At 70.7% G+C, this 23,503-nt stretch carries 15 protein-coding genes; 7 read left to right on the top strand and 8 right to left on the bottom strand.

The genetic code is table 11. The features are described from left to right. Nucleotides 1-265 precede the first annotated feature (265 nt). Nucleotides 266-8,953 carry a non-ribosomal peptide synthetase gene (locus QH270_RS26325; RefSeq protein WP_280346756.1) on the top strand — a complete coding sequence of 2,896 codons (8,688 nt, stop codon included), beginning with the start codon at nucleotides 266-268 and terminating at the stop codon, nucleotides 8,951-8,953. Between the two features lie 32 nt (nucleotides 8,954-8,985). Next, entirely contained in the window at nucleotides 8,986-9,987 is a 1,002-nt protein-coding gene (locus QH270_RS26320) for an ABC transporter substrate-binding protein (protein WP_280346755.1), read from the top strand. A gap of 66 nt (nucleotides 9,988-10,053) precedes the next feature. Here the strand turns inward: QH270_RS26320 and QH270_RS26315 are convergent, their stop codons facing one another. The 5 genes from QH270_RS26315 to QH270_RS26295 form a co-directional block, all read right to left on the bottom strand. Beyond that, the gene (locus QH270_RS26315; protein ID WP_280346754.1) at nucleotides 10,054-11,439 is read right to left on the bottom strand and encodes a serine hydrolase domain-containing protein; all 1,386 of its coding nucleotides are present in this window, start codon (nucleotides 11,437-11,439) and stop codon (nucleotides 10,054-10,056) included. Between the two features lie 35 nt (nucleotides 11,440-11,474). Next, nucleotides 11,475-12,491 carry an alpha/beta hydrolase gene (locus QH270_RS26310; protein WP_280346753.1) on the bottom strand — a complete coding sequence of 339 codons (1,017 nt, stop codon included), beginning with the start codon at nucleotides 12,489-12,491 and terminating at the stop codon, nucleotides 11,475-11,477. Nucleotides 12,492-12,670: 179 nt separating this feature from the next. Next, on the bottom strand, nucleotides 12,671-14,092 hold the full coding sequence (locus QH270_RS26305; RefSeq protein ID WP_110037507.1) for an NAD(P)(+) transhydrogenase (Re/Si-specific) subunit beta: 1,422 nt from the start codon (nucleotides 14,090-14,092) through the stop codon (nucleotides 12,671-12,673). Between the two features lie 17 nt (nucleotides 14,093-14,109). Next, nucleotides 14,110-14,412 carry an NAD(P) transhydrogenase subunit alpha gene (locus QH270_RS26300; protein ID WP_056818017.1) on the bottom strand — a complete coding sequence of 101 codons (303 nt, stop codon included), beginning with the start codon at nucleotides 14,410-14,412 and terminating at the stop codon, nucleotides 14,110-14,112. Beyond that, entirely contained in the window at nucleotides 14,412-15,530 is a 1,119-nt protein-coding gene (locus QH270_RS26295; RefSeq protein WP_280346752.1) for a Re/Si-specific NAD(P)(+) transhydrogenase subunit alpha, read from the bottom strand. Before QH270_RS26295 ends, QH270_RS26300 begins: the two co-directional genes overlap by 1 nt. 375 nt (nucleotides 15,531-15,905) lie before the next feature. Between QH270_RS26295 and QH270_RS26290 the strand changes: the two genes are divergently transcribed. From QH270_RS26290 to QH270_RS26280, 3 genes are read left to right on the top strand one after another with little or no spacing between them, the layout of a single operon-like run. Continuing rightward, nucleotides 15,906-16,352: an HIT family protein gene (locus QH270_RS26290; protein ID WP_280346751.1), complete on the top strand. Its 447-nt coding sequence runs from the start codon at nucleotides 15,906-15,908 to the stop codon at nucleotides 16,350-16,352. Further along, the gene (locus tag QH270_RS26285) at nucleotides 16,349-17,191 is read left to right on the top strand and encodes a maleylpyruvate isomerase family mycothiol-dependent enzyme (RefSeq protein ID WP_280346750.1); all 843 of its coding nucleotides are present in this window, start codon (nucleotides 16,349-16,351) and stop codon (nucleotides 17,189-17,191) included. The genes QH270_RS26290 and QH270_RS26285 overlap by 4 nt, the downstream gene beginning before the upstream one ends. Beyond that, entirely contained in the window at nucleotides 17,191-17,862 is a 672-nt protein-coding gene (locus QH270_RS26280; RefSeq protein WP_280346749.1) for a Type 1 glutamine amidotransferase-like domain-containing protein, read from the top strand. The genes QH270_RS26285 and QH270_RS26280 overlap by 1 nt, the downstream gene beginning before the upstream one ends. On the opposite strand, the gene QH270_RS26275 is transcribed toward QH270_RS26280, so the two are convergent. Further along, entirely contained in the window at nucleotides 17,833-18,336 is a 504-nt protein-coding gene (locus QH270_RS26275) for a GtrA family protein (protein WP_280346748.1), read from the bottom strand. The genes QH270_RS26280 and QH270_RS26275 overlap by 30 nt on opposite strands. A 70-nt stretch (nucleotides 18,337-18,406) precedes the next feature. Then, on the bottom strand, nucleotides 18,407-18,814 hold the full coding sequence (locus QH270_RS26270; protein ID WP_280346747.1) for a hypothetical protein: 408 nt from the start codon (nucleotides 18,812-18,814) through the stop codon (nucleotides 18,407-18,409). Nucleotides 18,815-19,102: 288 nt separating this feature from the next. Between QH270_RS26270 and QH270_RS26265 the strand changes: the two genes are divergently transcribed. Together QH270_RS26265 and QH270_RS26260 are read left to right on the top strand one after the other, a co-directional pair. Continuing rightward, entirely contained in the window at nucleotides 19,103-20,476 is a 1,374-nt protein-coding gene (locus QH270_RS26265; protein WP_280346746.1) for an FAD-binding oxidoreductase, read from the top strand. Nucleotides 20,477-20,513: 37 nt separating this feature from the next. Further along, nucleotides 20,514-20,798 (top strand): GNAT family N-acetyltransferase, encoded by a 285-nt coding sequence (locus QH270_RS26260; RefSeq protein ID WP_280346745.1) that lies wholly within the window; start codon nucleotides 20,514-20,516, stop codon nucleotides 20,796-20,798. Here QH270_RS26260 and QH270_RS26255 read toward each other — a convergent pair. Then, nucleotides 20,795-23,497: a condensation domain-containing protein gene (locus tag QH270_RS26255; RefSeq protein ID WP_280346757.1), complete on the bottom strand. Its 2,703-nt coding sequence runs from the start codon at nucleotides 23,495-23,497 to the stop codon at nucleotides 20,795-20,797. The two genes, QH270_RS26260 and QH270_RS26255, sit on opposite strands and share 4 nt — an antisense overlap. Nucleotides 23,498-23,503 lie beyond the last annotated feature (6 nt).

The raw sequence follows: 23,503 nt of genomic DNA, 5'->3' as shown, positions 1-23,503 counted from the left end.
TGTAGGTGTAGAGCTGGCGCTCGACCATGTCGCGGCAGGCGGTGGCGGAGCGGGTGCGCTCGGCCGCGACCAGGCGGTGGGCGGGGGGGGTCGGGGGGGCCACGCCGCGCCGGTGGGCCCGCGGGCGCAGGGCGGGGTGGTGGGGTGCGCCTATAAAAAAACCCATAAAAAAAAAAAAATTATCCCAACCCCCCCCCCGGGGGCGCCCCGCCCCCGCCGGGGGCCCGCGCGGCACACGGGTGCGAACGTTGATGAAGGAGTTGCTGTGGGCTCGGTGGAACGGGACGACGTGAGCGCCGAACATCCCGGATTACCGCTCACCGGAGCGCAACTGGGTATCTGGAACGCCCAGCGCCTCGACCCCGACTCGCTGAGCTACATGGTCGGCGAGGTGCTCGAGATCTCCGGTCCCGAGGCGATCGATGTGACCTTGCTGGACATCGCGATTCGCCGCACCATCGCTGAAACCGACACGATGCGACTGCGATTCGCCGACACGTCCGACGGGCCGCGCCAGCGGATCACCGACCACGAACCCGAGCTGCGGCCGCTGGTCGACCTGCGCGGCGAGGCCGACCCGTTCGCCGCCGCGCACCGCCTGGTCGCGGCCGAGCGCACCCGCTCCGCCACCGCCTGCCGCGACATGGTCGAGCGCCAGCTCTACACCTACACGCTGCTGCGTCTCACCGACACCGATGTGTGGTGCATCCAGCTCTACCACCACCTGATCATCGACGGCTACAGCGCGGCCATGGTCTCGCGCCGCGTCGCCGCGCACTACACCGCGCTGCGCCGCGGCGGTGACGTCCCGCGCCTGCGCTGGGGCTCGATCGAGAAGCTGGTGGCCGATGACGTCGAATACCGTGCGAGCCAGGCACATCAGCACGACCGCGAGTACTGGCGCGACCGGCTCACCCCGCTGCCGCCGCTGGACGGGCGTGGGCGCGCGCCCGAGGGCGTGGTCGAGCGGACCCACGAGATCCGCGCGGTCCTCGACGCCGACCTGATGGCCCGCGTCAAGACGGCGGCGACGGCGGCCGGGATCACCTGGGCCGACGTGCTCGTCGCCGGGTACGTGGGTTTCATCCACCGGATCCTCGGCGAGACCGATGTGGTGATCGCGCTGCCGGTGATGGCGCGCGTCGGCAAGACCGCCCTCACCACCCCGTCCATGGCCGTCAACGTGCTGCCCCTGCGGGTTCCGGTCACGAGTCAGGATCGCCTCGGCGACCTCGGCAAGCGCGTGGCCGATGCCCTGCGGGAGATGCGCGCCCACCAGCGGTTCCGCGGTGAGGACCTGGCCCGCGAATTCGGCGGCGCGCAGACCGGAGCGCTGCTGCACGGCATCGGCATCAACCTCAAGGCCTTCGACTTCGCCCTCGATTTCGACGGCGCCACCGGAACGCTGCGCAATGTCGCCGGTGGCCCGCCGGAGGATCTCGGCCTGACCGTCACTCCGCTCGCGGAGGACCGGATCCAACTCGGTTTCGAGGTCGACGCCCGGTCGCTCGACGCGGCCACGGTCCAGCGGCGCATGGACGCGCTCGTGGCGCTGATCACCGAACTGGTCGACGCGGACAAGCCCGTCGGCGCGATCACCCTGTACCCGAACGAGTTCGGCGCCGACCGCGCCGGCGCCGCGCTGCCCGGTGAGCCCGAGGACGCCGTCGAGGTCTTCGACAGCATGGTCGCGGCGCATCCCGACGACATCGTGCTCGTCGGTGGTGCCGAACGACTCACCGCCGCGGAACTCGGCGCGCGCGTCCACCGGCTGGCACGCTACCTGCGTGGGCGCGGTGTCGGCCCCGAGGACATCGTCGGCATCGCGCTCCCGCGCTCGGTGGACCTGGTCGTCGCCCTGCTGGCGGTGCGGCATGCGGGCGCGGCGTTCCTGATGCTCGACATCGGCCATCCCGCCCAGCGCCTCGCCGACATCGTCGACGACGCCTCGCCCGTGCTGATCCTCACCGACGACGTGGTCGCGGCGAGGGTGTTCGCGGACCGGCTCGCGGCCACCGCGCGTACCGAAGTCACCGAGCCTGCCAACCGGTCCGGCGACGGGGTGCCGAGTGAGCGGCGGGGCGCAGGCCGCACCGACGCGCTGATCCTGCTGTCGGACACCGATATTCGAGCCGCCATAGCCGGGCTGCCGAGCGGTCCGCTGACAGTGGCCGAACTCGCCGCGCCACGGTCACCGGCCCATTTGGCCTATGTCGTGTACACCTCCGGCTCCACCGGCAAGCCCAAGGGTGTGCAGATCTCCTGCGGCGCGATGGCGCAGCTGCTGCACCACCACCGCTCGACCGTGTACGCCGACACCGCCGCCCGCGTGGGCGGACGACAGCTGCACGTCGCGCACACCTACTCTTTCGCCTTCGACGCGGCGCTGGACCAGCTGCTGTGGCTGTGGTGCGGGCATCGGGTCCATCTGTACGACACCGACATCCAGAAAGACGCCGCCGCGCAGATCGCGGCCTTGCGCGCCGATCGCATCGATGTCGTCGACACCACGCCGTCGATGGCGACCGCGCTGATCGACAACGGGCTGCTCGGCAGCGCGCACCGCCCCGAACTGCTGCTCCTCGGTGGCGAGGCCACGCCGCCCGCCCTGTGGTCGGTGATCGTCGCCTCGAAGGTGGCCGCGCGCAACATGTACGGGCCGACCGAAGCCACTGTCGACGCCCTCAGCGCGCCCGTCACCGGGGAACTCCCGCATGTCGGCGGACCGCTCGCCGGGACCCGCGCGTACCTGCTCGACGGCGCGGTGCAACTCGTCCCGGACGGCGAGGTCGGCGAATTGTATTTGGCCGGCCCGCAATTGGCGCGTGGGTACCTCGGCCGGGTCGCGGTGACGGCGGACCGCTTCGTCGCCGATCCGTTCGTGCCGGGCGAGCGCATGTACCGCACCGGCGACCGGGCACGCTGGCTGCCCGGCCACGGCTACGACTACCTCGGCCGCGCGGACGCGCAGATCAAGGTGCGCGGCTATCGCGTGGAGCTGGGTGAGGTCGAGGCCTCGCTCGGCGCGCTGCCCGGGGTGGCCGCCGCGGCCGCCACCATCCGCAAGTCCGGCGACAGCGCCCGGTTGGTGGGCTACCTCGTGCCCGAGGCGGGCCGCTTCCTCGACGCCGACGCGCTGCGGCACCGGTTGACCACTCTGGTCCCCGACCACCTGGTCCCCTCCGCGCTCGTGGTGCTCGACACCCTGCCCACCACGGTCAACGGCAAACTCGACCGCGCGGCCCTCCCCGCGCCGCACTTCACCTCGACCGGACGCCCACCTCGCACCGAGCGGGAACGGGCACTGTGCGCGGTCGTCGGCGAGGCGCTCGGCCTGGCGCAGGTCAACGCCACCGACGACTTCTTCGGCCTCGGCGGTGACAGCATCACCGCCATCGGCGTGAGCAGCCGCCTGCGCGCCCTCGGCTGGGAGGTTCAGCCGAAAACACTGCTCGCCCAACGTGATCTGGCCGCCATCGCCGCCGCGGCCCAGCTGACCGAAACCAGGACGGACACCCCCGCCCCGGATGAGGCGACCGGCCCCGTCCCGATCCCGCCCATGGTGGCGGCGCTCCTGGCGGCGAACCCGAGTCCCGCGGCTGTCGCCGGATACGCCCAGTGGACCGCCCTGACCCTCCACGAGGACCTCACCCTCGACCACCTCACCACCGGCATGCAATCCCTGCTGGACCGACACGACGCCCTACGCCTCGTCCTCGCCGAATCGGACCCCCGGCTGGAGGTCGCCGCCGTCGGTTCCGTCCGCGCGTCCGACCTGGTCCGGGAAGTAGCACTCGACCGGCCCCAGCCGAGCCATGCCACCGACCCGGCGCAGGCAGACAGGGTGGCAGTCCGTCTCGCGGGGGAATTGGCTCCCGGTGCGGGGGTGCAGCTTCGCGCCGCGCTGGTGCGGACCGGATCGGGGGTGGGCGATCGGCTGGTGCTGGTCGCGAATCACCTGGTGGTGGACGGGGTTTCGTGGCGCATCCTGGTACCCGAGCTGTACGAGGCGTGTTCGGCCGCGCGCGAAGGACGGCCGGAACGGCTCCCCGCGAAGGGGAGTTCATGGCGGCGCTACGCCACCTTGCTCGCCGAATCCGGTGCGGCGGGTGACTATCGCGCGGAACTGGCGCACTGGGAGCGCGCGCTCGGCGACGGCCAGGTCCCGACCCTCGGTGATCGTCCGCTCGATCACGCGGTCGATCGCGTCGAGACCGCCGAACAGACAAGGACTTTCGCCGATCCGACGGTGTCCGAAGCGCTGCTGACCACCCTGCCCGCCGCCTATCGGGTGAAGACCGACGAGGTGTTGCTCGCGGCCCTGATGCTGGCCGTCAACGCCTGGCGGCACGAACGCGGCGAGTCACTCGAGCCGGGTAGGCCCGTCACCGTCGAGGGGCACGGGCGCGAACCGCTGCGGCCCGACACCGATTTCGCGGGCACCGTCGGCTGGTTCACCAGCGAGTTCCCGGTATGGACGCCCGCGACCGGCGTCGACGACCCGACCGGGCTCGCCGAAGCACTGTCCGGCGGCGCGGCGGCGGGGCGGCTGCTGCGCGCGGTCAAGGAGGCCAAGCGCGCCGTGCCAGGCAACGGCGTCGGCTACGGCGTGCTGCGCAGGCTCGATCCGACGACAGCGCCGCGCTTCGCCGATCGGCGCGCGCCCGAGGTTCTGCTCAACTACCTGGGCCGCTTCGGTGGCGGCGGTGCCGCAGCCTGGAGCCTGCCCGAGGACGACCCGTTCGCGGTGACCGAGCCGCCGGAGAAGGCGCTCACCGAGGTACTCGCGCTCAACGTCTTCGTGCACGAACCAGCCACCGCGCAGCCGGGCACCGCCCGCCTCGCGGTGGAGTGGACCGCGGCGGGGCTGGTCCTCGGTGCGGACCGGGTCGCGGAGCTCCAACGGCACTTCGCACTGGCGCTCGAGGCGTTCGCCGCGCACGCGATGCTGTTCCCCGGCGGGCTCACCCCGTCGGACTCCCCCGGCGTCTCCGTGGACCAGCGCACCATCGACGCGCTGGAGGCCGCGCACGGCCCGCTGGCCGACCTGCTCCCGCTGTCGCCGCTCCAGGAAGGGTTGCTGTTCCACGCGATTCGCGACGGCGCCGACGACGTCTACACGCTCAGCGCCCGCGTCGATCTGCACGGTCCACTGGACGGTCCCCGCCTGTCGGCGGCGTTCGACACCGTCGTCGGCAGGCATCCCACGATGGCGGCCGCCTTCCACTACGAGGGGCTGGACCAGCCGGTGCAGGCCGTGCCCCGGGCGGTCGGCATGCCCTGGCGCGAGGTCGACCTGTCCGGACTGCCGCCGCGCGCCGCCCGAGCCGCCGCCGATCTGCTGGAAGCCGAAGCGACCCGGCACCGATTCGCGGTGGACCGCTCCCCGATGCTGCGCGCCACCCTGGTCCGGCTGCCCGGTGACGAACACCGCCTGATTCTCAACACCCATCACCTCGTGATCGACGGCTGGTCGACCCCGATCGTGCTGCGCGAGGTACTGGCCACCTACCACGGCGACGAACTGCCGCACGCCGCCTCCTACAGCGACTACCTGGCCTGGATCGGCACCCGTGATCGCGCGGCCGTCCGCGCGGCCTGGTCGCAGCGGCTGGCCGGGCTCGCCGAGCCGACGCTGGTGCGCACGGACACGCACCGCGAGCGCGAGTTCCGGCAGTGGGAGGTGCCGCTGCCCGCAGAGCTGTCCACCGCGCTGACCGAACTCGGCCGCCGCCGCGGTCTGACGCTGAACACCCTGGTCCAGGGCACCTGGGCGCTGGTCCTGGCCGCGCTCACCGGTCGCACCGACGTCGTGTTCGGCGCGACCGTCTCCGGCAGGCCCGCCGAACTGCCCGGCGTCTCGGGCATGGTCGGCCTGTTCGCCAACACCGTGCCGGTGCGCTGCGCCTTCGACCTCGATCGCCCACTGCTCGAGCAACTGGCCGACCTGCAGGAAAACCAGTTCGCCATGCAGGACTTCGACTACGCGGGGCTCGCGGAGATCGAACGGATCGCCGGTCTCGGCACCCTCTTCGACACCCTCGTCGCCTTCGAGAACTTCCCCAATTCTGGTGCCGGTCAACCGGACTCACACGAGCTGCGCCGCGGCGAGTTCCACAATCACGGCAACACCCACTACCCGCTCACCCTCATCGCCCCGCCGGGCGACCGGCTCACCCTGGTGATCTGGTATGACCGCGCGGCCGCCCACGACGTCACCCTCACCCGGATCTCGGATCGGATCGGGGCGATCCTGCACGCCCTCACCGCCACCGAGAATCCCTCACCGGCACCGTTCCTGGCACCTCTCACGCCCGCCGCCACGACGTCCACACCGGCTGCCGCGGCCGTCGAGTCCGCCGCCAGGGCCGCCCGGCCCACGGTGGATCTGCGGGATCCGACGGGCGACACCCTCGCGGTCTGGGGGATCCCCGTCGACCCGATGTCTCCCGCCATCACGGCGGAGGGCGTCACCATCGACTTCGCGGAATTCGACGCCCGCGCCAATCGCCTCGCCCGCTGGCTCGTCTCGCGCGGCGTCGGCCCGGAGACCGTGGTGGCCGTGGCCATGCCGAGGACCATCGACTCGGTCGTCACGGCACACGCCGTCTGCCGGGCCGGTGGCGTGTACCTGCCGATCGATCCGGAACAGCCCGCTCAGCGCATCGAGAAGATCCTCACCACCGCAGCACCTGCCGTGGTCCTGAACTCGCTCGACGACGCCGACACCACCGGATTCGCGGGCACCGCACTCACCGATGCCGACCGGCTCGCCCCGCTTCATCCGTCGAATATCGCCTGTCTGCTGTTCACTTCGGGCTCCACCGGAACCCCGAAGGGCGTGAGCCTGTCGCACGCCGCGATCATCTCCACCTTCACCTGGCTGCAGCGCGAGGTGCGTCTCGGTCCTGGCGACACGATGCTCTACCGCACCCCACCGATCTTCGACGCCTCGCTCATGGAGATGTTCCTGCCGCTGCACGTCGGCGCCCGCATCGTGCTGACCAGGCCCGGCGGGCACCGCGATCCCTACTACCAGGCCCAGCTCATGAGCGCGGAGCGGGTGACGGCGCTGTGGATGACCACGTCCATGCTCACCGTGCTCGCCGAAGAGGCCGACCTGTCGGGGTGCGCGGACCTGCGCTGCGTGCTCACCGGCGGCGAGGTCCTGCCGCCCGCGACCGCGCAACGCATGCGGGCACTCACCGGGACCGCCGTCTACAACTTCTACGGCCCCACCGAGGCCGCCATCGGCTTCACCTTCCACGAGACCGTCGACGCCGACACCGCCTCGGTGCCGGTGGGCGCGCCCGCCGACGCCGTCCGCGTTCTCGACGACCAGCTGCGCCCGGTACCCGAGGGCGCCGTCGGCGAGCTCTACATGACCGGGGTGCGGCTGGCCCGCGGCTACCTGGCCCGTCCCGACCTGAGCGCCGCCGCCTTCGTCGCCGACCCCGGCGGCAACGGCGAAAGGATGTACCGCACCGGCGATCTGGTGAAGCTGACGCCGCACGGCGAACTCGAGTACGTCGGCCGCACCGACAGCCAGGTGAAGCTGCGCGGCCAGCGCATCGAACTCGGCGATATCGAATCGGCCCTGCTCGGCTGTGCGGGGGTGGCCCACGCGGTGGTACTCCTGCGCGAGGACACTCCCGGTGATCAGCGCCTGGTCGCCTACCTCGTGCCCAGCTCCGGCGTCGCCCTCGACACGGGCACGGTGCGTGAGCGGATCCGAACCGCACTGCCCGCGTACATGATTCCGTCCGCGTTCGTGGTACTCGACCAGGTTCCGCGCACCGCCACCGAGAAGATCGCCCGCAAGGACCTCCCGGCGCCGGAGGCCGTCACCGCCCAGGCGCGCCGGGGAACGGATCAGTCCTCGCCCGGCACAGCCCCGGCAATCGGCACCGATCGCATCGTGGCAGCGGGCGACAACACGGTCGTCGCGGGGTCCATCGACTCGGTCCCCACACCGGACAGCGGCCTGCTCGCGACCGTCCGCGAGGCCATGGCCGCGGTGTTGTCGGTCGACGACATCGGCGCCGACGACGACTTCTTCGAGCAGGGCGGGCACTCGCTGCTCGCGGTGCGCCTGATCGGCAGGCTGACCCGCGCCGACCTGCCCGCCGTCCTCGACGACGTCTTCTCCGCGTCGACGCCGCGAGCACTCGCCGCCCGCATCGGCGCACTGGAAGACACCGCCCGGCGACCGGCGGAAGGACTCGCCAGTTTGGCCGGGCGCCTCGGTCCGGTACTGGAGCTACGGGCCGAAGGATCGGCCCTACCCCTGTTCTGCATCCACCAGATCGGTGGCACCGCATGGAAATACGCGCCGCTGGCCCGGCTGCTGCGCGCGGATCGCCCGGTCATCGGCCTGCAGATGCCCCAGCTCACCGCACCGGAAACCCAGACGCCCACGCTCGACGACCTGGCCCGGTTCTACCTCGACGCCGTGCGCCGTATCCAGCCACACGGCCCCTACCACCTGCTCGGCTACTCGCTCGGCGGCAATATCGCCCACGCGATGGCCGCCATCCTGGAAGCCGAGGGTGAGCAGGTCGGCTATGTGGGCCTGCTCGATTCGCACCCGCTGTCGAACCTGACCGAGCGGGCCGCCGCGACGCTCGCCGACCCCTCCGGCATGGAAGCGCTCGTGCCCGAAATCGGTGAGTACCCGCCCGAATTGGCGGCGGTGGTGGTCCATGCCGCGACCGAGCTGTTGCGCATGGTCACCGAGTCGGAGTCCCCGGCCTACAGCGGACCGATGGCCCTGTACTGCGCCGACAACGGCCTCGAGCCCGAACGCGTGCACGCCCAGCTCACCGGGTGGCAGGCGGCGGGCGCGCGCCTGGTGGTCCGGCGACTTCCCTACACGCACAACGAGATCGCGATGCCGGCCGGCTGGCCCGAGGTCGCCGCGCTCCTCGACGTGGATCCCGCGATCCGCACCTGACTTCCACCTGGAAAGAAAGAAGGAAACACTCCATGTCAGCGCACCGAATGACGGCACGCATGCGTGCCGCCGTCGCCCTCCTGATCGTCGCGGTGACCGCGACGGCGGCGGGCTGCGGCAGCTCCACCACCGACGAGGCGGCCGACACCGGCACCCGCCAGGTGGAAACCGCCAAGGGCCCGATCACCGTGCCCGCCGACCCCCAGCGCATCGTGGTCCTCAACGGCGCCCTCGCCGGATTCCTCTTCGACCTCGACGCCAAGGTGAAGGCCGCGGACCCGCGCATTCTCGGTGTCACCCTCGGCCCCGGCGAGTTCCCGCCCGCCTGGGCCGCCGATGCCAAGGAGCAGGGCGTCGAGGCGGTGCCCTCCGGTGACGACCTGAACCTCGAGTTCATCGCCGCCCAGCGGCCGGACCTGATCATCGGTGGCGGGCCCGGCTTCCCCGGCCTGCAGACGATCAAGAACTACGACAAGCTCAGCGCCGTGGCGCCCACCGCCCTGGTGCCCTCCGACCTCGCCAACTGGCAGGACCAGTTGAAGACGGTGGCCGACTTCGTGAACCGCCCCGAGAAGGTGGAGCCGATGATCACCGCCTACAACGACCGGGTGAAGGAGGTGAAGGCCGCACTGAAGGTGCCCGAGGGCACCGCGGCGGTGATGCAGTCCCAGGCCGACGGCAAGCCGGTCCTGCTGGCCCCCAACACCCCGCTGGCCAACCTGCTGGCCGCGGTCGGGTTCACCATCGACGACAAGATCGAGGCGAAGGCGGGCAACCCGCCCCGGACGCAGGCCGGTGACTGGGTGACCTTCAGCCCCGAGCTGCTGAGCACCGTCGTCGACGCCCCCAATCTGTTCGTGCTCCTGCTCGACGGCGGCCGCGACATCCCGCAGCTGAAGCAGGACCCGGCGCTGGCCATCCTGCCCGCCTTCCAGAAGAACCAGGTCTACGAGCTCCCGGCCGCCAGCAAGCGCCCGGACTACCGCCAGGCCATGGCCACCCTCGACCTGCTGGCCGAGCGCTTCAAGAAGTAGCCGCCAGCGTTTCGACACCACAGACACCCCGTCCGCCGGAATTCCGGTGGGCGGGGTGTCCGCCGTTCAGCGCGGGGTGTTGCCGAGCGCGCGTACCGCCGCGGCCATCTGCCCGCCGACATCGAGGACGAGACGGAACACGTCGACCGCGACGAAGCTGCCGTCGCACCACAGGATGTCGCAGCCGGTCGAGCGGTACGGACCGACGCCGAGCAGGATCGCGGCGGCGGTGCCCGGGTCTGCCAGCCGGGCGAGGTCGTCCGGATCGCGGATCGACAACGGCGGGTGGTCGAGGCCGAGCGGGTCGACGTAGGGCTCGGCGGGGATGTCGGCCACGGCCCGGGTGACGCGCTGGAACAACTCCTTGTTGTCGGGGTTGCCGCTGCCGGTGAGCATGGCGACCGGGTTGTCCAGGTCCACCCGCAGCGGGATGCCGAGGCGCACGATGACCAGGTCACGGCTGGGAACGACGGTCAGGAACTGGCCGAGCGCGCCCTCGTAGGAGAACATGTCGCGCGGGGAACCGGGAAACTGCGGGCGATCGTAGAAGGTCGCGGCGGGCACCTCGGTGCCCCGGTACGTGTCGCCGGAATTGAGCCAGGTCAGGAACCCGTAGCCCGGATTCGCGGTGGTGCCGGTGGTCGCCGCGCGCAGATAGTCGGCGGCGATCAGCCTGTCACCGCCCCAACGCCCCTCCTGGAGCAGGAGTCTGCCGAGGCGAGCCAGGTCGTCGGGACGCATGGCCAGGCCGCCGTTGACGGCGGTGTTGCCGCTGCGGTCGCGCAGCCAGACCCAGTTCGCGCGGTCGATCCCCAAGGGCGCGAACAGTTCCCGCTGGGCGAAGTCCTGGAAATCGGCCCCGGTGGCGATCTCGACGATCTTCGCCAGCAGCATCGGGGTGTTCTGCGCGTACTGGAAGGTGCTGCCGGGCGCGAACTCGGCGGGGGCGGCCAGGGTTTGCGCGACGGCGTCGGTCTGGAGTCCGGCGAGGTCGGCGGGCCAGCTGAAGTGCAGGCCGGTGGTCTGGGTGAGAATCTGGCGCACCGTGAGATTCGCGTGCGCGGGATCGGCCAGGGGGAAGAACTTCCCGAGCGGGTCGTCCACCGCGAGCAGCCCCAGCGTCACGGCGCGGCCGATCAGCGCGGAGGTGACGCCCTTGGTGGCGCTGGCCAGGGGCAGCGGCACGTTCCCCGTCGGAGTGCGGTCCCCGACCAGGCAGCCGTGCCGATACACCTGCACCGCGACTCCGCCCGCGCGCGTGGCGAAGTCGAGCGCGTCGTCCAGTGCGGCGGCGTCCATGTCGACCTCCGTGGCGCTCGCACGCGGCATCGACTGCCCGGATACCGGCTCGGCACAGCGGTATTCACCACCCGGTTCCGCGGCGGCGGCCGGCGGCAGGACGGTGATCGCGACAGCCGCGATGCTGGTGAGCCACAGGAGTCGACGAGACATGGGTGTTCTCTTCTCGATGGTCGGGAGGTGGTGGGTCATCGCAGGGCATCGGCCTGCGGATTGCGCTCGACGCTGTAGTAGGTCCGGTCGGACCGCAGCAGCCAGTCGGGCCCGACGAAGAACCGGCGGGCCGTCTCGTCGCGGAAGGCGAGGTACTTCAGCCACGCCACCGCCGTCCCCGACGACAGATAGGCGCCGGGACCGTCCACGGGCGAGAAATGGCTCACCCCACGGGCATTGGCAATCCACGCCGGGGCGTGGAAGGTGAGGTTGTACTGCCACCAGCGCACCCAGGCGAAGTCGGGGACGACGAAATCGTTGTAGCCGGTGAGAAACAGCGTCGGTACGCCGATCAGGGCGCCGATGCCCACCGGTCCCGGCTCGATGGCCAGCACACCGATCACCGCGAACTCCGGATCGATCACCTCGGCGATCGGCGGGAACAACGCGGCCGCCTGCAACGACGCGCCGCCGCCCGCGGAGTGTCCGCCCAGCACGGTGCGGCTCAGATCTATCCGGCCGAACAGCGGCGAGCCGGGATCGCGATTCTGCGCGATCGCCGTAGCCAGGCCCGCCGCGGGCAGGTAGGCCAGCGAATTGACGAAGTCGTACGGAATCACGACGACGAACCCGTGGCTCACCCATTGCCTGGCCAGGGTGTCGTACATGCCCGGGTTGGCGGTGATCCCGCCCTCGAACAGGATCAGCGGCGCCTTGTCCAGCCCGCCGATATCGGCCGGGTAGTAGGTGTTCACACCAACGGGCGACTGCAATCCGTAGGGAAAGGCCTGGGTGCAGCGCGCGTCGTCGCGGTTGCCGAACAGGTGCACGGTGAGGTGCGCGATCATCCCGGCGACCGATTCCTGGCAGGGATTGGTGACCGTCGTGGTGGCCACCGGATGTGGACCTGGCTGGTCGAAAACGCTCTGCGCGGTGGTACCGGGGCCGATGTCCTCGGCGCTCGCGGTGGCACGCGACAATCCCGCGAGGAGTGCGGCGACGACCAGCACGACAGCCGAAAGCACGCGGGCCCGGCGGGTGGGTGACCTCATCGTCGAGGGCTCCGTTCTACACACCGGATCACCCGGCTCCTTGATTGAGACGGCAGCGTCTCAATCATGAGAGTAGCGGGAATGTGGTGCGCGACACAACCGATGGAGCGACCTCGGACACAAAGCGACGGGCCCCGCTGTCCCGGAGAACAGCGGGGCCCGCCTGCGGGACCGCGGTCTTACAGTGCCTTCAGTTCCTCGGTGACCGCACCGACGGACTTCTTGGCGTCGCCGAACAGCATGGAGGTGTGGTCGGCGTAGAACAGCGGGTTGTCGATGCCGGCGAAGCCGGAGTTCATCGAACGCTTCAGCACGATGACGCTCTTGGCCTGGTCGACATTGAGGACCGGCATGCCGTAGATCGGGGACGAGGAGTCCTCGCGGGCGGCCGGGTTGGTGACGTCGTTGGCGCCGATCACCAGCACCACGTCGGTGCGGTTGAACTCGCCGTTGATGTCGTCCATTTCCTTCATCGCGTCGTAGGAGACCTCGGCCTCGGCCAGCAGCACGTTCATGTGCCCGGGCATGCGACCGGCGACCGGGTGGATCGCGTACTTGACCTCGACACCCTTGCCCTCGAGCAGCGACGCCATCTCCTTGACCGCGTGCTGGGCCTGCGCGACGGCCATGCCGTAACCGGGCACCACGATGACCTGGTTGGCGTACGCCATCTGGATCGCGGCGTCGGCCGCCGAGGTCGCCTTGGCCTGCTTGTTCTCACCACCGGCGCCACCACCGGCCGCGCCACCGCCGCCTCCGAAACCACCGGCGACGATGGCCGGGATGGAGCGGTTCATGGCCTTGGCCATCAGGTTGGTCAGGATGGTGCCGGACGCGCCGACGATCATGCCCGCCACGATCATCGCGGTGTTGTTCAGCGCCAGGCCCGCGGCCGCGGCCGACAGACCGGTGAGCGCGTTGAGCAGCGAGATGACGACCGGCATGTCCGCGCCACCGATGGGCAGCACGACCATCAGGCCGAGCACACCGGCCAGCACCAGCAGCCCGATCATCCACAGCTGCGAGACGCCACCGTTGTCGGCGCCGAGGCCGATCACCACGGCGCACACGATCGCGCCGACGAGCAGCAGCAGGTTCAGCGGCTGCTGCAGCTTGCCGATGCCGATCGGCTTGCCGGACAGGATCTCCTGCAGCTTGGCGAAGGCGATGATCGAACCCCAGAACGAGACCGAACCGATCACCGCGGCGAACAGCGAGCCGATGATGATGTGGATGTTCGGCTCGTCGTGCAGCGCGGAAAAGCCCGAGCTGTCGATGAACTCGGCCCACGCGATCAACGCGACGGTGCCACCACCGACACCGTTGAACGCCGCGACCAGCTGAGGCATCTCGGTCATCTTGGTGCGCACCGCCGGCGGAACACCCAGTGCCACACCGACGACCAGGCCGGCGCCGATGAGGATCCAGTTGATCATGTCCGCGTGCCGGACCGAGATCAGCGTGGCGATCACGGCGATGGCCATACCGACCGCGGCGATCTGGTTGCCCCGCACGGCGGTCTTGGGACCGGTCAGGCCCATCAGGCCGTAGATGAACATGGAGAAGGCCACGATGTAGAGGCCGTTGACCAGGTAGGTCATGTTGTCGACTGCGTGCATCACTCGGCCGCCTTCTTCTTACCCTTGAACATGCCGAGCATGCGGTCGGTGACCACGAAGCCACCGATGACGTTCAGCGTTCCGAACACCACCGCGACGAACAGGATCACCTGCACCAGCAGCGACGGGTCCTTGACATTGCCCAGCGTGACCAGCGCGCCGAGCACGACGATGCCGTGGATGGCGTTGGTGCCCGACATCAGCGGGGTGTGCAGGGTGTTGGGCACCTTGGAGATGACGGCGAATCCGACGAAGCCGGACAGCACGAGAATCGCGATATTGGCGAGAAGTTCGGTGTACATCAGGCTTCCACCTCACGGGTGACGCAGGAGTCGGCGAGCACCTGATCGTCGAAATCGGGCGCGAGCTTGCCATCGACCAGCATCAGTTCCAGCAACGCGGCGATGTTCTTGGAGTACAGCTCCGAGGCGTGCTCGGGCATGGTGGCGGGCAGGTTCAGCGGCGAGGCGATGGTCACCTCGTGCTTGACGACGATCTCGCCGGGCTCGGTGAGTTCGCAGTTGCCGCCGGTCTCCCCGGCCAGGTCGACGATCACGCTGCCGGGCTTCATACCCTCCACGGCGGCGGCGGTCACCAGGCGCGGCGCGGGACGACCCGGAACCAGCGCGGTGGTGATGACCACGTCGAAGCCCTTGATCGCGTCCTCGAGCGCCTGCTGCTGCTTGGCCTTCTCCTCCTCGGTGAGTTCGCGGGCGTACCCGCCCTCACCGGCGGCGTCGATGCCGAGGTCGAGCCACTGGGCACCGACCGAACGCACCTGATCGGCGACCTCGGGACGCACGTCGTAACCGGTGGTGCGCCCACCCAGGCGCTTGGCCGTGGCCAGCGCCTGCAGGCCCGCCACACCGACACCGAGCACCAGCACCGTCGCCGGCTTCACGGTGCCCGCCGCGGTGGTGAGCATCGGGAAGAACCGGGTCGATTCCGACGCGGCGAGCAGCACGGCCTTGTAACCGGCCACGTTCGCCTGCGAGGACAGCGCGTCCATCACCTGCGCCCGCGAGATGCGCGGGATCGCCTCGACCGCGAAGGCCTGCACGCCCGCGGACTTCAGCGCGCCGATCTGGTTCTCGGCGTTGCGCGGTGCCAGGAATCCGATCAGCGTCTGCCCGGAGGACAGCTTGGCCACCTCGGCATCGCTGGGCGGTGCCACCTTCACGACGACCTCGGCCGACCACGGATCACCGATGGTCGCACCCGCCTCCACATAGGCGGCGTCGGGAATGAGCGCGCCGAGGCCCGCACCGGCTTCCACGACCACCTCGACGCCCTGCTTGGTCAGGGCCGGGATGATCTTGGGCACCAGAGCGACCCGCCGCTCACCCGCGCCGGACTCGCGAACGACTCCGACACGCGCGCCGCGCGGCGAACCCTCGCCAACGTTTTGCGTTGTCTCCACTAGTCAGACTTCCTTTTCGTGCTGGCTTCGAGCCTGGGAACAACGGGTCAGCCGATCTTACTTACGAGTAAGTTCGCCTGAAATCCTCGCAACTGTACTCGGCTCGCGGTGAGCCTAGCCGAGATGCCCGTCACAGCGGAGTGCTGGACAGCGGAACCCCGAATCGGACAGAGCCGACCTGTTTCGCCAAGTTGACGCCCCTTCTTGCCGTCGGACGCGGGTCCGCGTCCATGATCAGATTCGTCGCCGCAGGTAGGGCCGGACAAGTACGCACACCTCGGTGGGCTACTTACTTGCGGGTCCGAATCCTGGTCGAACGACCGGGTAGTCGGCCGGACGTGACGCGCGTCATGCCGACACCGTAGGGTCGAGGCTGTGAACGACTGCGTCTTCTGCCGGATCGTGACGGGTACCGCGCCGGCGACCAAGGTCTTCGAGGACGACGCGGTCTGCGCCTTCCTCGACATCCGGCCGATCACCCGCGGGCACACCCTCGTGATCCCCAAGCAGCACGCCACCGAGCTGGACGACCTCGACCCCGAACTCGGGGCGCTGGTCTTCCGCACCGGCCACCGGCTCGCGCGCGCCCTGCGCCGCGGCGGCCTGGCCAGCGACGGCGCCAATCTCGTACTCAACGACGGAGTCGCGGCCTTCCAGACCGTCGGCCACGTGCACCTGCACGTGGTGCCGCGCAAACACGGCGACAAACTCAGCTTCGCGAAAGGCTTCCTGTTGCGCCGGCCGCACGAAACCGAGTCGACCGCGGCGGCGATCCGCGCCGGACTCACCGCGCTGGGACAAGCAGAAGGAGCACAGGGATGACCGAACGCACACCCGATCGCGAGCAGCTCACCGATCTGCTCGCGCAGCAGTGGGAGGCCATCGGCATCCTGGTCGCCGATCTGGACGAGAACGCCTGGCGCAGGCCGTCCCCGCTGCCGGGGTGGACGCTGTTCGACGTGGTCGCGCACGTGGTGGGCACCGAGTCCTGGCTGCTGGGTGAGACACCGCCGCCGCATGATCCGTTGCGGCCCAAGACCGATGTGCGGACCCTGCCGCATGTGCGCAACGAGGTCGCGGTGCTCAACGAGATCTGGATCGACCGGCTGCGCCCGCTCTCGGGCAAGCGGCTGCTCGCCCTGTTCGACGAGGTGACCGACCGCCGGCGCGCGGCGCTGGTCGCGATGGACGAGCAGGCCTGGCAGGAGCCGACGGTGTCGCCGGTGGGGCAGGTCGCGTACGGGCGGTTCATGCGGGTGCGGCTGTTCGACTGCTGGATGCACGAACTCGATCTCGCCGACGGGATCGGCCGCACCGTCGCCGAGGGCGGCGAGCGCGCCGAGACCGCCTACACCGAACTCACCATGGGACTGGGCCGTCCGCTGGTGAAGGGCGCCAAGGCGCCGGAGGGGTCGCGGGTCACCATCGAGCTCACCGGCGCCGTCCCGAGGCGGATCCACCTGGCGGTGATCGACGGACGCGGCGCCGTCCTCGACGCGGCCGACGGCGAGCCGACCGCGACGATCGGCCTGGACTCCGGCCTGTTCGCGCGCTTGCGCGGCGGCCGGACCACCGCCGACGCGCACCGCGACCAGATCACCGTCGACGGCGACACGGCCCTCGGCGAGCGCCTCGTACGGAACCTGGCCTTCACCATCTGATGCGCCTGTTCCTGGCGTCCTATCGCTTCGGCGCGTTCGCCGACCGGTTCGCCGCGCTCGTCGGCCCGGCCACCCGGATCGCGGTGATCCCCAATGCCTGCGACGCGTGGCCGGCCGCCTGGTCGGCCGCGGTCACCAGCGACCTGACTCCCCTACGGCAGCAAGGCTATTCGCCGGAGGTGGTCGATCTCCGGGACTACGCCGGCCAACCGGAACGGCTGGAGCGGCGGCTGCGCGAGTTCGGCGCCGTATGGGTGCGCGGCGGGAACACCTTCGTCCTGCGTGCCCAATTCGCCCGCAGCGGAGCGGATTCCGTCCTGCCCGCGCTGCTGCGCGAAGACGCGCTGGCCTACGCGGGCTATTCCGCGGGCGCCTGCCTGCCGGCACCGTCCCTGCGCGGCCTGGAGACGATGGACGATCCGGCGGAGGTCCTGCCCACCACGGGTGTCGAACCACGCTGGGACGGACTGGGTTTGGTGGATCGCCGCCTCGTCGTGCATCTCGACTCGGCCACCGATCCCGACGGGGAGGCGCCGCGTCTGCTCGCCCGGTACCGCGACGAGGGGGTGGCGCACTGGGCGCTCACCGATGACGATGTCGTCGTGATCGAGGGCACGCGCACCGAGGTGCTGCGCGGCCGGTCACCGGTCGGCGGCGACGGGCTCCGCTGATCGCTTGCGCCGGAACACGATCCAGCGCATCGCCGAATACATGTACACCGCCTCACAGGCGCCCGCGAGCAGCCTCGCGAGGTGGTACTCCACCCCGAGCGCCACCAGCCCGGAACCCACGCCGAGGATGAACGCCAGGTAGTTCACCAGCACCACCACCGCGTACACCACGGCCTGCCTGCCCATCGGGGCGTGGGAGTGGAAGTTGAAGGTGCGGTTGAGCAGGAAGGCCAGGCCGAACGCGACGATGTAGGCCAGGGAGATCGACAGCGGCACCGCCAAGCCGAGCCCGTCGTGCAGCAGGGTCAGCAGCAGCAGGTCGACGCCGAAGGTGAAGCTGTTGATCAGCGCGAAGCCGAGCAGCGTCGGCGGGACGATCCGGTCCAGCCCGAACGGCAACCGCGCGACGACCGCCTCGCACCAGCGGGTGAACCGGTCGGCGATCGAGTCGGTGACACCCGCGTGCTGCTCCACGCGGCCCAGCCTGCCAGCGCCAGGTGACGGCCGGGTGAGCTGGAGGCAAACGGCCGCGGATGGGCCGGGCTCAGCGGTGCAGGGCGATGGCCCGCGCTCGCGCCGACTCGCCGCCGGTCGCCGGGCGCTGGTCCAGGGCGGCCCAGACACTCAGGCAGCGGCGGCGGGTGAACTCGTCGGCCTCGGCGAGCAGGGCGTCGCGTAGCAGGGCAGGCTCGGACGCCCACTCCGTGGCGATGTCGGCCAGCGCGCGGACACCGAACATGCCGGTCGCGTCGAGTGCCGACAGCCACTGCTCGTGCTCGCCCGCGTGGACAAGGCGCATCGCGTCGGGATCGATGCCCGCGTCGGCGTACTCGGCGGCCAGCAGGGCGGCGACCAGCTCGCTTCGGTCCTGCGGTTCCATCATCTTCCGGCCCTCCCGGCGACAGACGGTGCGACGCGGCGTCTCGTCGGAGACGCACTGCGCGAGCGGCACACCGTGGAGCGGAACTCGAAACACGCCGGATGTCCGGCGGCGAACCGCGGCCGACACACCCGTTACGAGCATTGTGACGGGTTGGACGCCGTATACACCAACCCGGCGCGCTGGATCACAATTCCGCGCGGCGCGGCATGGTTACCGGCACCTACCGCGAACCCCTACCTGGACAGATGACCACTGGGCGCTGACGGATTTCTCGTCCGGGGCGACCGAGAGCCCGATGAGCGCTCGTCCGACGCGAAGTACCCCGCGATCGGATGCCCACCGGGTTAGCGTTGACGGGTGGACGAGAGCAGGGTTGACCTCGATGCGCTGATTTCCACGGTGTCGGCGGGAGCGGTGGTCATCGACCCCGATCTGCTGGCCGGCTATCGCCAGGATTGGGCGCGTGATCCCGACGCGGGCACACCGATCGCGGTCGTGCGGGCGCGGAGCACCGCGGATGTGGCGGCCACGCTGCGCTGGGCGCACGAACGCCGGATCCCGGTGGTGCCGCGCGGGGCGGGCTCGGGGTTGTCCGGAGGCGCGACCGCGGTGGACGGCGGCATCGTGCTCAGTACCGAGTTGATGCGCGAGATCCGGGTCGACGCGGTCACCCGGACGGCCGTGGTCCAGCCGGGGCTGCTCAACGCCGAGGTCAAGCGGGCCGTGGCCGCCGAAGGGCTGTGGTACCCGCCGGACCCCTCCTCGTTCGAGATGTGCTCGATCGGCGGCAACGCGGCGACCAACGCCGGCGGACTGTGCTGCGTGAAATACGGCGTCACCACCGATTACGTGCTCGGCATGGAGGTCGTGCTGGCCGACGGGACCGCGGTCCGGCTCGGCGGTCCGCGGCTGAAGGATTCGGCCGGGCTGTCGCTGACGAAACTGTTCGTCGGCAGCGAGGGCACGCTCGGGGTGATCACCGAACTCACCCTGCGGTTGCTGCCCGCCCAGCCGCCGCAGGCGACCGTGGTCGCGAGTTTCGGCACGCTGACCGCCGCCACCGACGCGATCCTGGCCATCACCTCGACGCTGCGGCCCGCCATGCTCGAGTTCATGGACACGGTCGCGATCAACGCCGTGGAGGACGAGATGCGGATGGGGCTGGATCGCACCGCGGCCGCGCTGCTCGTCGCCCGGTCCGACGCGCCGGGCGAGTTCGCCGCCCACGAAGCGCGCACCATGGTGTCGCTGTGCGAGAAGGCCGGGGCGACAGAGGTTTTCGATACCGAGGACGCCGCCGAAGGCGAAGCGTTCACCGCCGCGCGGCGATTCGCGATCCCGGCGGTGGAACGGATCGGGCCGCTACTGCTCGAGGACGTGGGTGTGCCGCTACCCCGCCTCGGTGACCTGATCACCGGCATCACCGCCATCGGTGAGCGCAACGACGTACTGGTGTCGGTGATCGCGCACGCGGGCGACGGCAACACCCACCCGCTGATCGTGCACGACCCCACCGACCCGGACAACACCGCCCGCGCGCACCGCGCCTTCGGCGAGATCATGGACCTGGCCATCGCCCTCGGCGGCACCATCACCGGCGAGCACGGCGTCGGCCGGTTGAAGAAGGCGTGGCTGCCCGACCAGGTCGGTCCCGAGGTGATGGCGCTGACCCGCCGCATCAAGGACGCGCTCGACCCCGAGGGCATCCTCAACCCGGGCGCGGTCCTCTAGCGGAACATCCCGCCGAGCGGCCGGGTTAGCATCCGGTATGACCACCAGGCTGGAGCACAACGTCGCCGACACCCGCTACGAGATCTACCACGACGACGTCCTCGCGGGTTACGCCGACTACGCCGAGCGCGAAGACACCAAGGTCCGCGACTTCCACCACACCATGACCTTTCCCGAGTACCGCGGCCGAGGGGTGGCCGCCGACGTGGTGAAATTCGGCCTCGACGACTCCCGCGCCAACGGCTTCCAGGTCGTCCCCACCTGCTGGTACGTCGAGAAGTACATCGCCGAACACCGCGAATACGCCGACCTGGTCGCCTAGCGACGCAGGTAGCCGGCCAGGATCGGGCCGATCACGGCCAGCGCGTCGGGCCCGGTGAGGCGGTTGTGCTCGTGGCCGGTCTCGTTGTCGATGACGGTGCCGGTGACGTAGGGGCGCCAGGTCGCGGCGTTGGGTTCGTAGCCGGGGCGGGCGCTGGTGCTGCTGAAGAAGAGCAGGTCGCCGTCGTACACCTCGGGCCGGTAGGTGGCGACCTCGCGGATCACCTGCTGGTAGTCGGCGTAGAGGTGGCGCAGGGTGGCGGCCGTGAGGCCACCGAGCAGCCCCTCGTCGCCGGCGCCGACCTCGTTGTCGGTGCCGGTCAACGGTGCGGCGGTCACGTGCTCCGCCGCGGAATCGGCCGACGACGCCGGCGGCTCGATCCGATCGGGCGCGGCGTCGGCACGCACGAGGCGCGCGATGTCGCGGGCCGCCGCCGGATCGAGACCGCCGAATTCGGCGAGCAGGGTCTCCGGTGGTGGGAGTTCGGTGGCGCCGGCCGGATCGACATCGGCGCGCCCGTCGAGGATCGCCAGCAGGTCGACGGTGGCGCCGCGCCGCTGGAGTTCGACGGCGACGGCGTGCGCGATCGGGCCGCCCGCGGAATAGCCGAGCAACCGGTAGGGGCCCGCGGGCTGGATGGCCTGGATCTCGTCGGCGTAGCGGTGGACGCGCTCGCGCAGCGGCCGATCGGGTTGTTCGGCCGCGATGCCGGGTGATTGCAGACCGTAGACCGGGAAGCCGGGGTCGAGATGGCCGGGCAGACCCGCGTAGCACCAGGCGACACCGATCGCGGGGTGCACACAGAACAGGGCGGGCCCGGTGCCGCCGACGCGCAGCGGCAAGACCGCGCGCAGCGCGGGATCGACGGCCGGGTGGTCGGCGTCGGCGAGACGTTGAGCCAGCGCGGCGGGCGTCGGGTCGCCGAACATCCACTGCACCGGCATGGCGACGCCGAGTCGCTCGCGCAGCTCGGCCACCAGCCGGATGGCGACCATGGAGGTGCCGCCGAGCTCGAAGAAGTTGTCGTCCAAGCCCACTCGCTCGACATCGAGCACCGCTTCGAACGCGGCGACCACGGACTGCTCGGCGGGCGTCACCGCGGGCCGGTACGGCAGGTCGACCCGGCGCACCGGCACGACCGGGTGCACGACCGTGCCCGGCGGCGCGGTCACGTCGAGGTCGCCGAGCGCCAGCTTCGGGTTCGCGGTCAGCGCGTCGAGCACGTCGACGAACCGTTCGCCGAGGACGCGCGCGGTGGACTCCTCGAACAGGTCACGGGCGAAGGTCAGCGTGCCCGAGATACCGGCGGGCGCGCCGTCGCGGTCGACGTTCTCCGCCAGCATCCACTCGAGATCGAATTTCGCTCCCACGGGCGGCATTTCGAGCGGCTCGACCCGCAGGCCCGGCAGTTCCAGCGGTTCGCGATCGAAGTTCTGGAAGACGAGCAGCACCTGGAAAAGCGGGTGGTGGGCGGTGGATCGGGCGGGCGCCATCACCTCGACGAGCCGTTCGAAGGGCACATCGGCATTGCCGAAAGCGTCCAGGTCGCCGTCCTTGGTCGCGGCGAGCAGGCTGTCGAAGGTCGCCTCGGGATGGACGTGGCTGCGCAGCACCAGCGTGTTGACGAACATGCCGACCAGATCGTCGAGTTCGCCGTCGCCACGGCCGGCGATCACCGAGCCGATCGACACGTCGGTGGTGTCGGACAGTCGCGCGAGCAGCACCGCGAGCGCGGCGTGGGCCACCATGAACACGCTGACGCCGTGCCAGCGCGCCAGCTCCCTGACGCGCCGCTGGATCGCGGCGTCGATGTCGAATTCCACCAACCCCGCGCGGTGGGTGAGCACCGCGGGGCGCGGATGGTCGGTGGGCAGCGCCGAGACCTCCGGCAGGCCGTCGAGCGTCGCGCGCCAGTAGTCGAGCTGACGGTGCGCCACGCTGTCGGGATCGTCCTCGGCGCCGAGCAGTTCGTGCTGCCACAGCGCGTAGTCGGCGTACTGCAGCGGCAGGGGCGTCCAGGTGGGCGGTGTGCAGGTCAGGCGGGCCGCGTAGGCGAGCAACATGTCGCGGGTGAGCGGCGCCAGCGACCAGCCGTCGGAGGCGATGTGATGCATCGCGACCGCGATCACGGACCGGTGCTCGTCGACGCGCAACAGGCTGACCCGCAACGGAAGTTCGGTGGTGAGGTCGAAGCCGCGCCCGATCTCGTCGGCGACTCGTGCGTGGACCAACTCCGGTGCGCAGTCGGCGACCCGCACCGGGATCCGGATGGCGGCCGCCGGGCGGATCTCCTGGTACGGCTCGCCGTCGCCGTCGACCGGGTACACGGTGCGCAGCGACTCGTGCCGGGCGACCACGTCCAGCAGTGCGGCCCGCAGGACCTCGAGATCCAGTTCGCCGTCGATCGCCAGCGCGATCGGCACGTTGTGGGCGGGCGAGGTGGGGTCGTAGCGATTGAGGAACCACATGCGGCGCTGCGCCGCCGAGAGTGGAGGGCGATCCGGGCGGTGCCGGGGGCCCGGCCGCGGCCCGGGTGGCGGGGGGGGGGCGGCGGCCCGCGCCCCGCCCCGCGCCCCCCCCCCCCCCCCCCCCGGCCCCCGCCCGGGCCCCCCGCCCCCCCCCGGAGCCCCCCCCAAAACACGCGCCCCCCCCCCCAATGGGTTGAACAAAACAAAAGCACCCCCCCACCCCCCCCCCACCAACCC

It is taken from the genome of Nocardia neocaledoniensis, from assembly GCF_029868625.1.
Lineage (GTDB): Bacteria > Actinomycetota > Actinomycetes > Mycobacteriales > Mycobacteriaceae > Nocardia > Nocardia neocaledoniensis_A.
This window is presented reverse-complemented; position numbering and strand designations above follow the sequence as displayed.

Coding starts and splice junctions, on each gene's coding strand:
- QH270_RS26315 (WP_280346754.1), bottom strand. CDS start 11,439: ATGTCTCGTCGACTCCTGTGGCTCACCAGCATCGCGGCTGTCGCGATC.
- QH270_RS26285 (WP_280346750.1), top strand. CDS start 16,349: ATGACCGAACGCACACCCGATCGCGAGCAGCTCACCGATCTGCTCGCG.
- QH270_RS26300 (WP_056818017.1), bottom strand. CDS start 14,412: ATGTACACCGAACTTCTCGCCAATATCGCGATTCTCGTGCTGTCCGGC.
- QH270_RS26320 (WP_280346755.1), top strand. CDS start 8,986: ATGTCAGCGCACCGAATGACGGCACGCATGCGTGCCGCCGTCGCCCTC.
- QH270_RS26310 (WP_280346753.1), bottom strand. CDS start 12,491: ATGAGGTCACCCACCCGCCGGGCCCGCGTGCTTTCGGCTGTCGTGCTG.
- QH270_RS26280 (WP_280346749.1), top strand. CDS start 17,191: ATGCGCCTGTTCCTGGCGTCCTATCGCTTCGGCGCGTTCGCCGACCGG.
- QH270_RS26260 (WP_280346745.1), top strand. CDS start 20,514: ATGACCACCAGGCTGGAGCACAACGTCGCCGACACCCGCTACGAGATC.
- QH270_RS26305 (WP_110037507.1), bottom strand. CDS start 14,092: ATGACCTACCTGGTCAACGGCCTCTACATCGTGGCCTTCTCCATGTTC.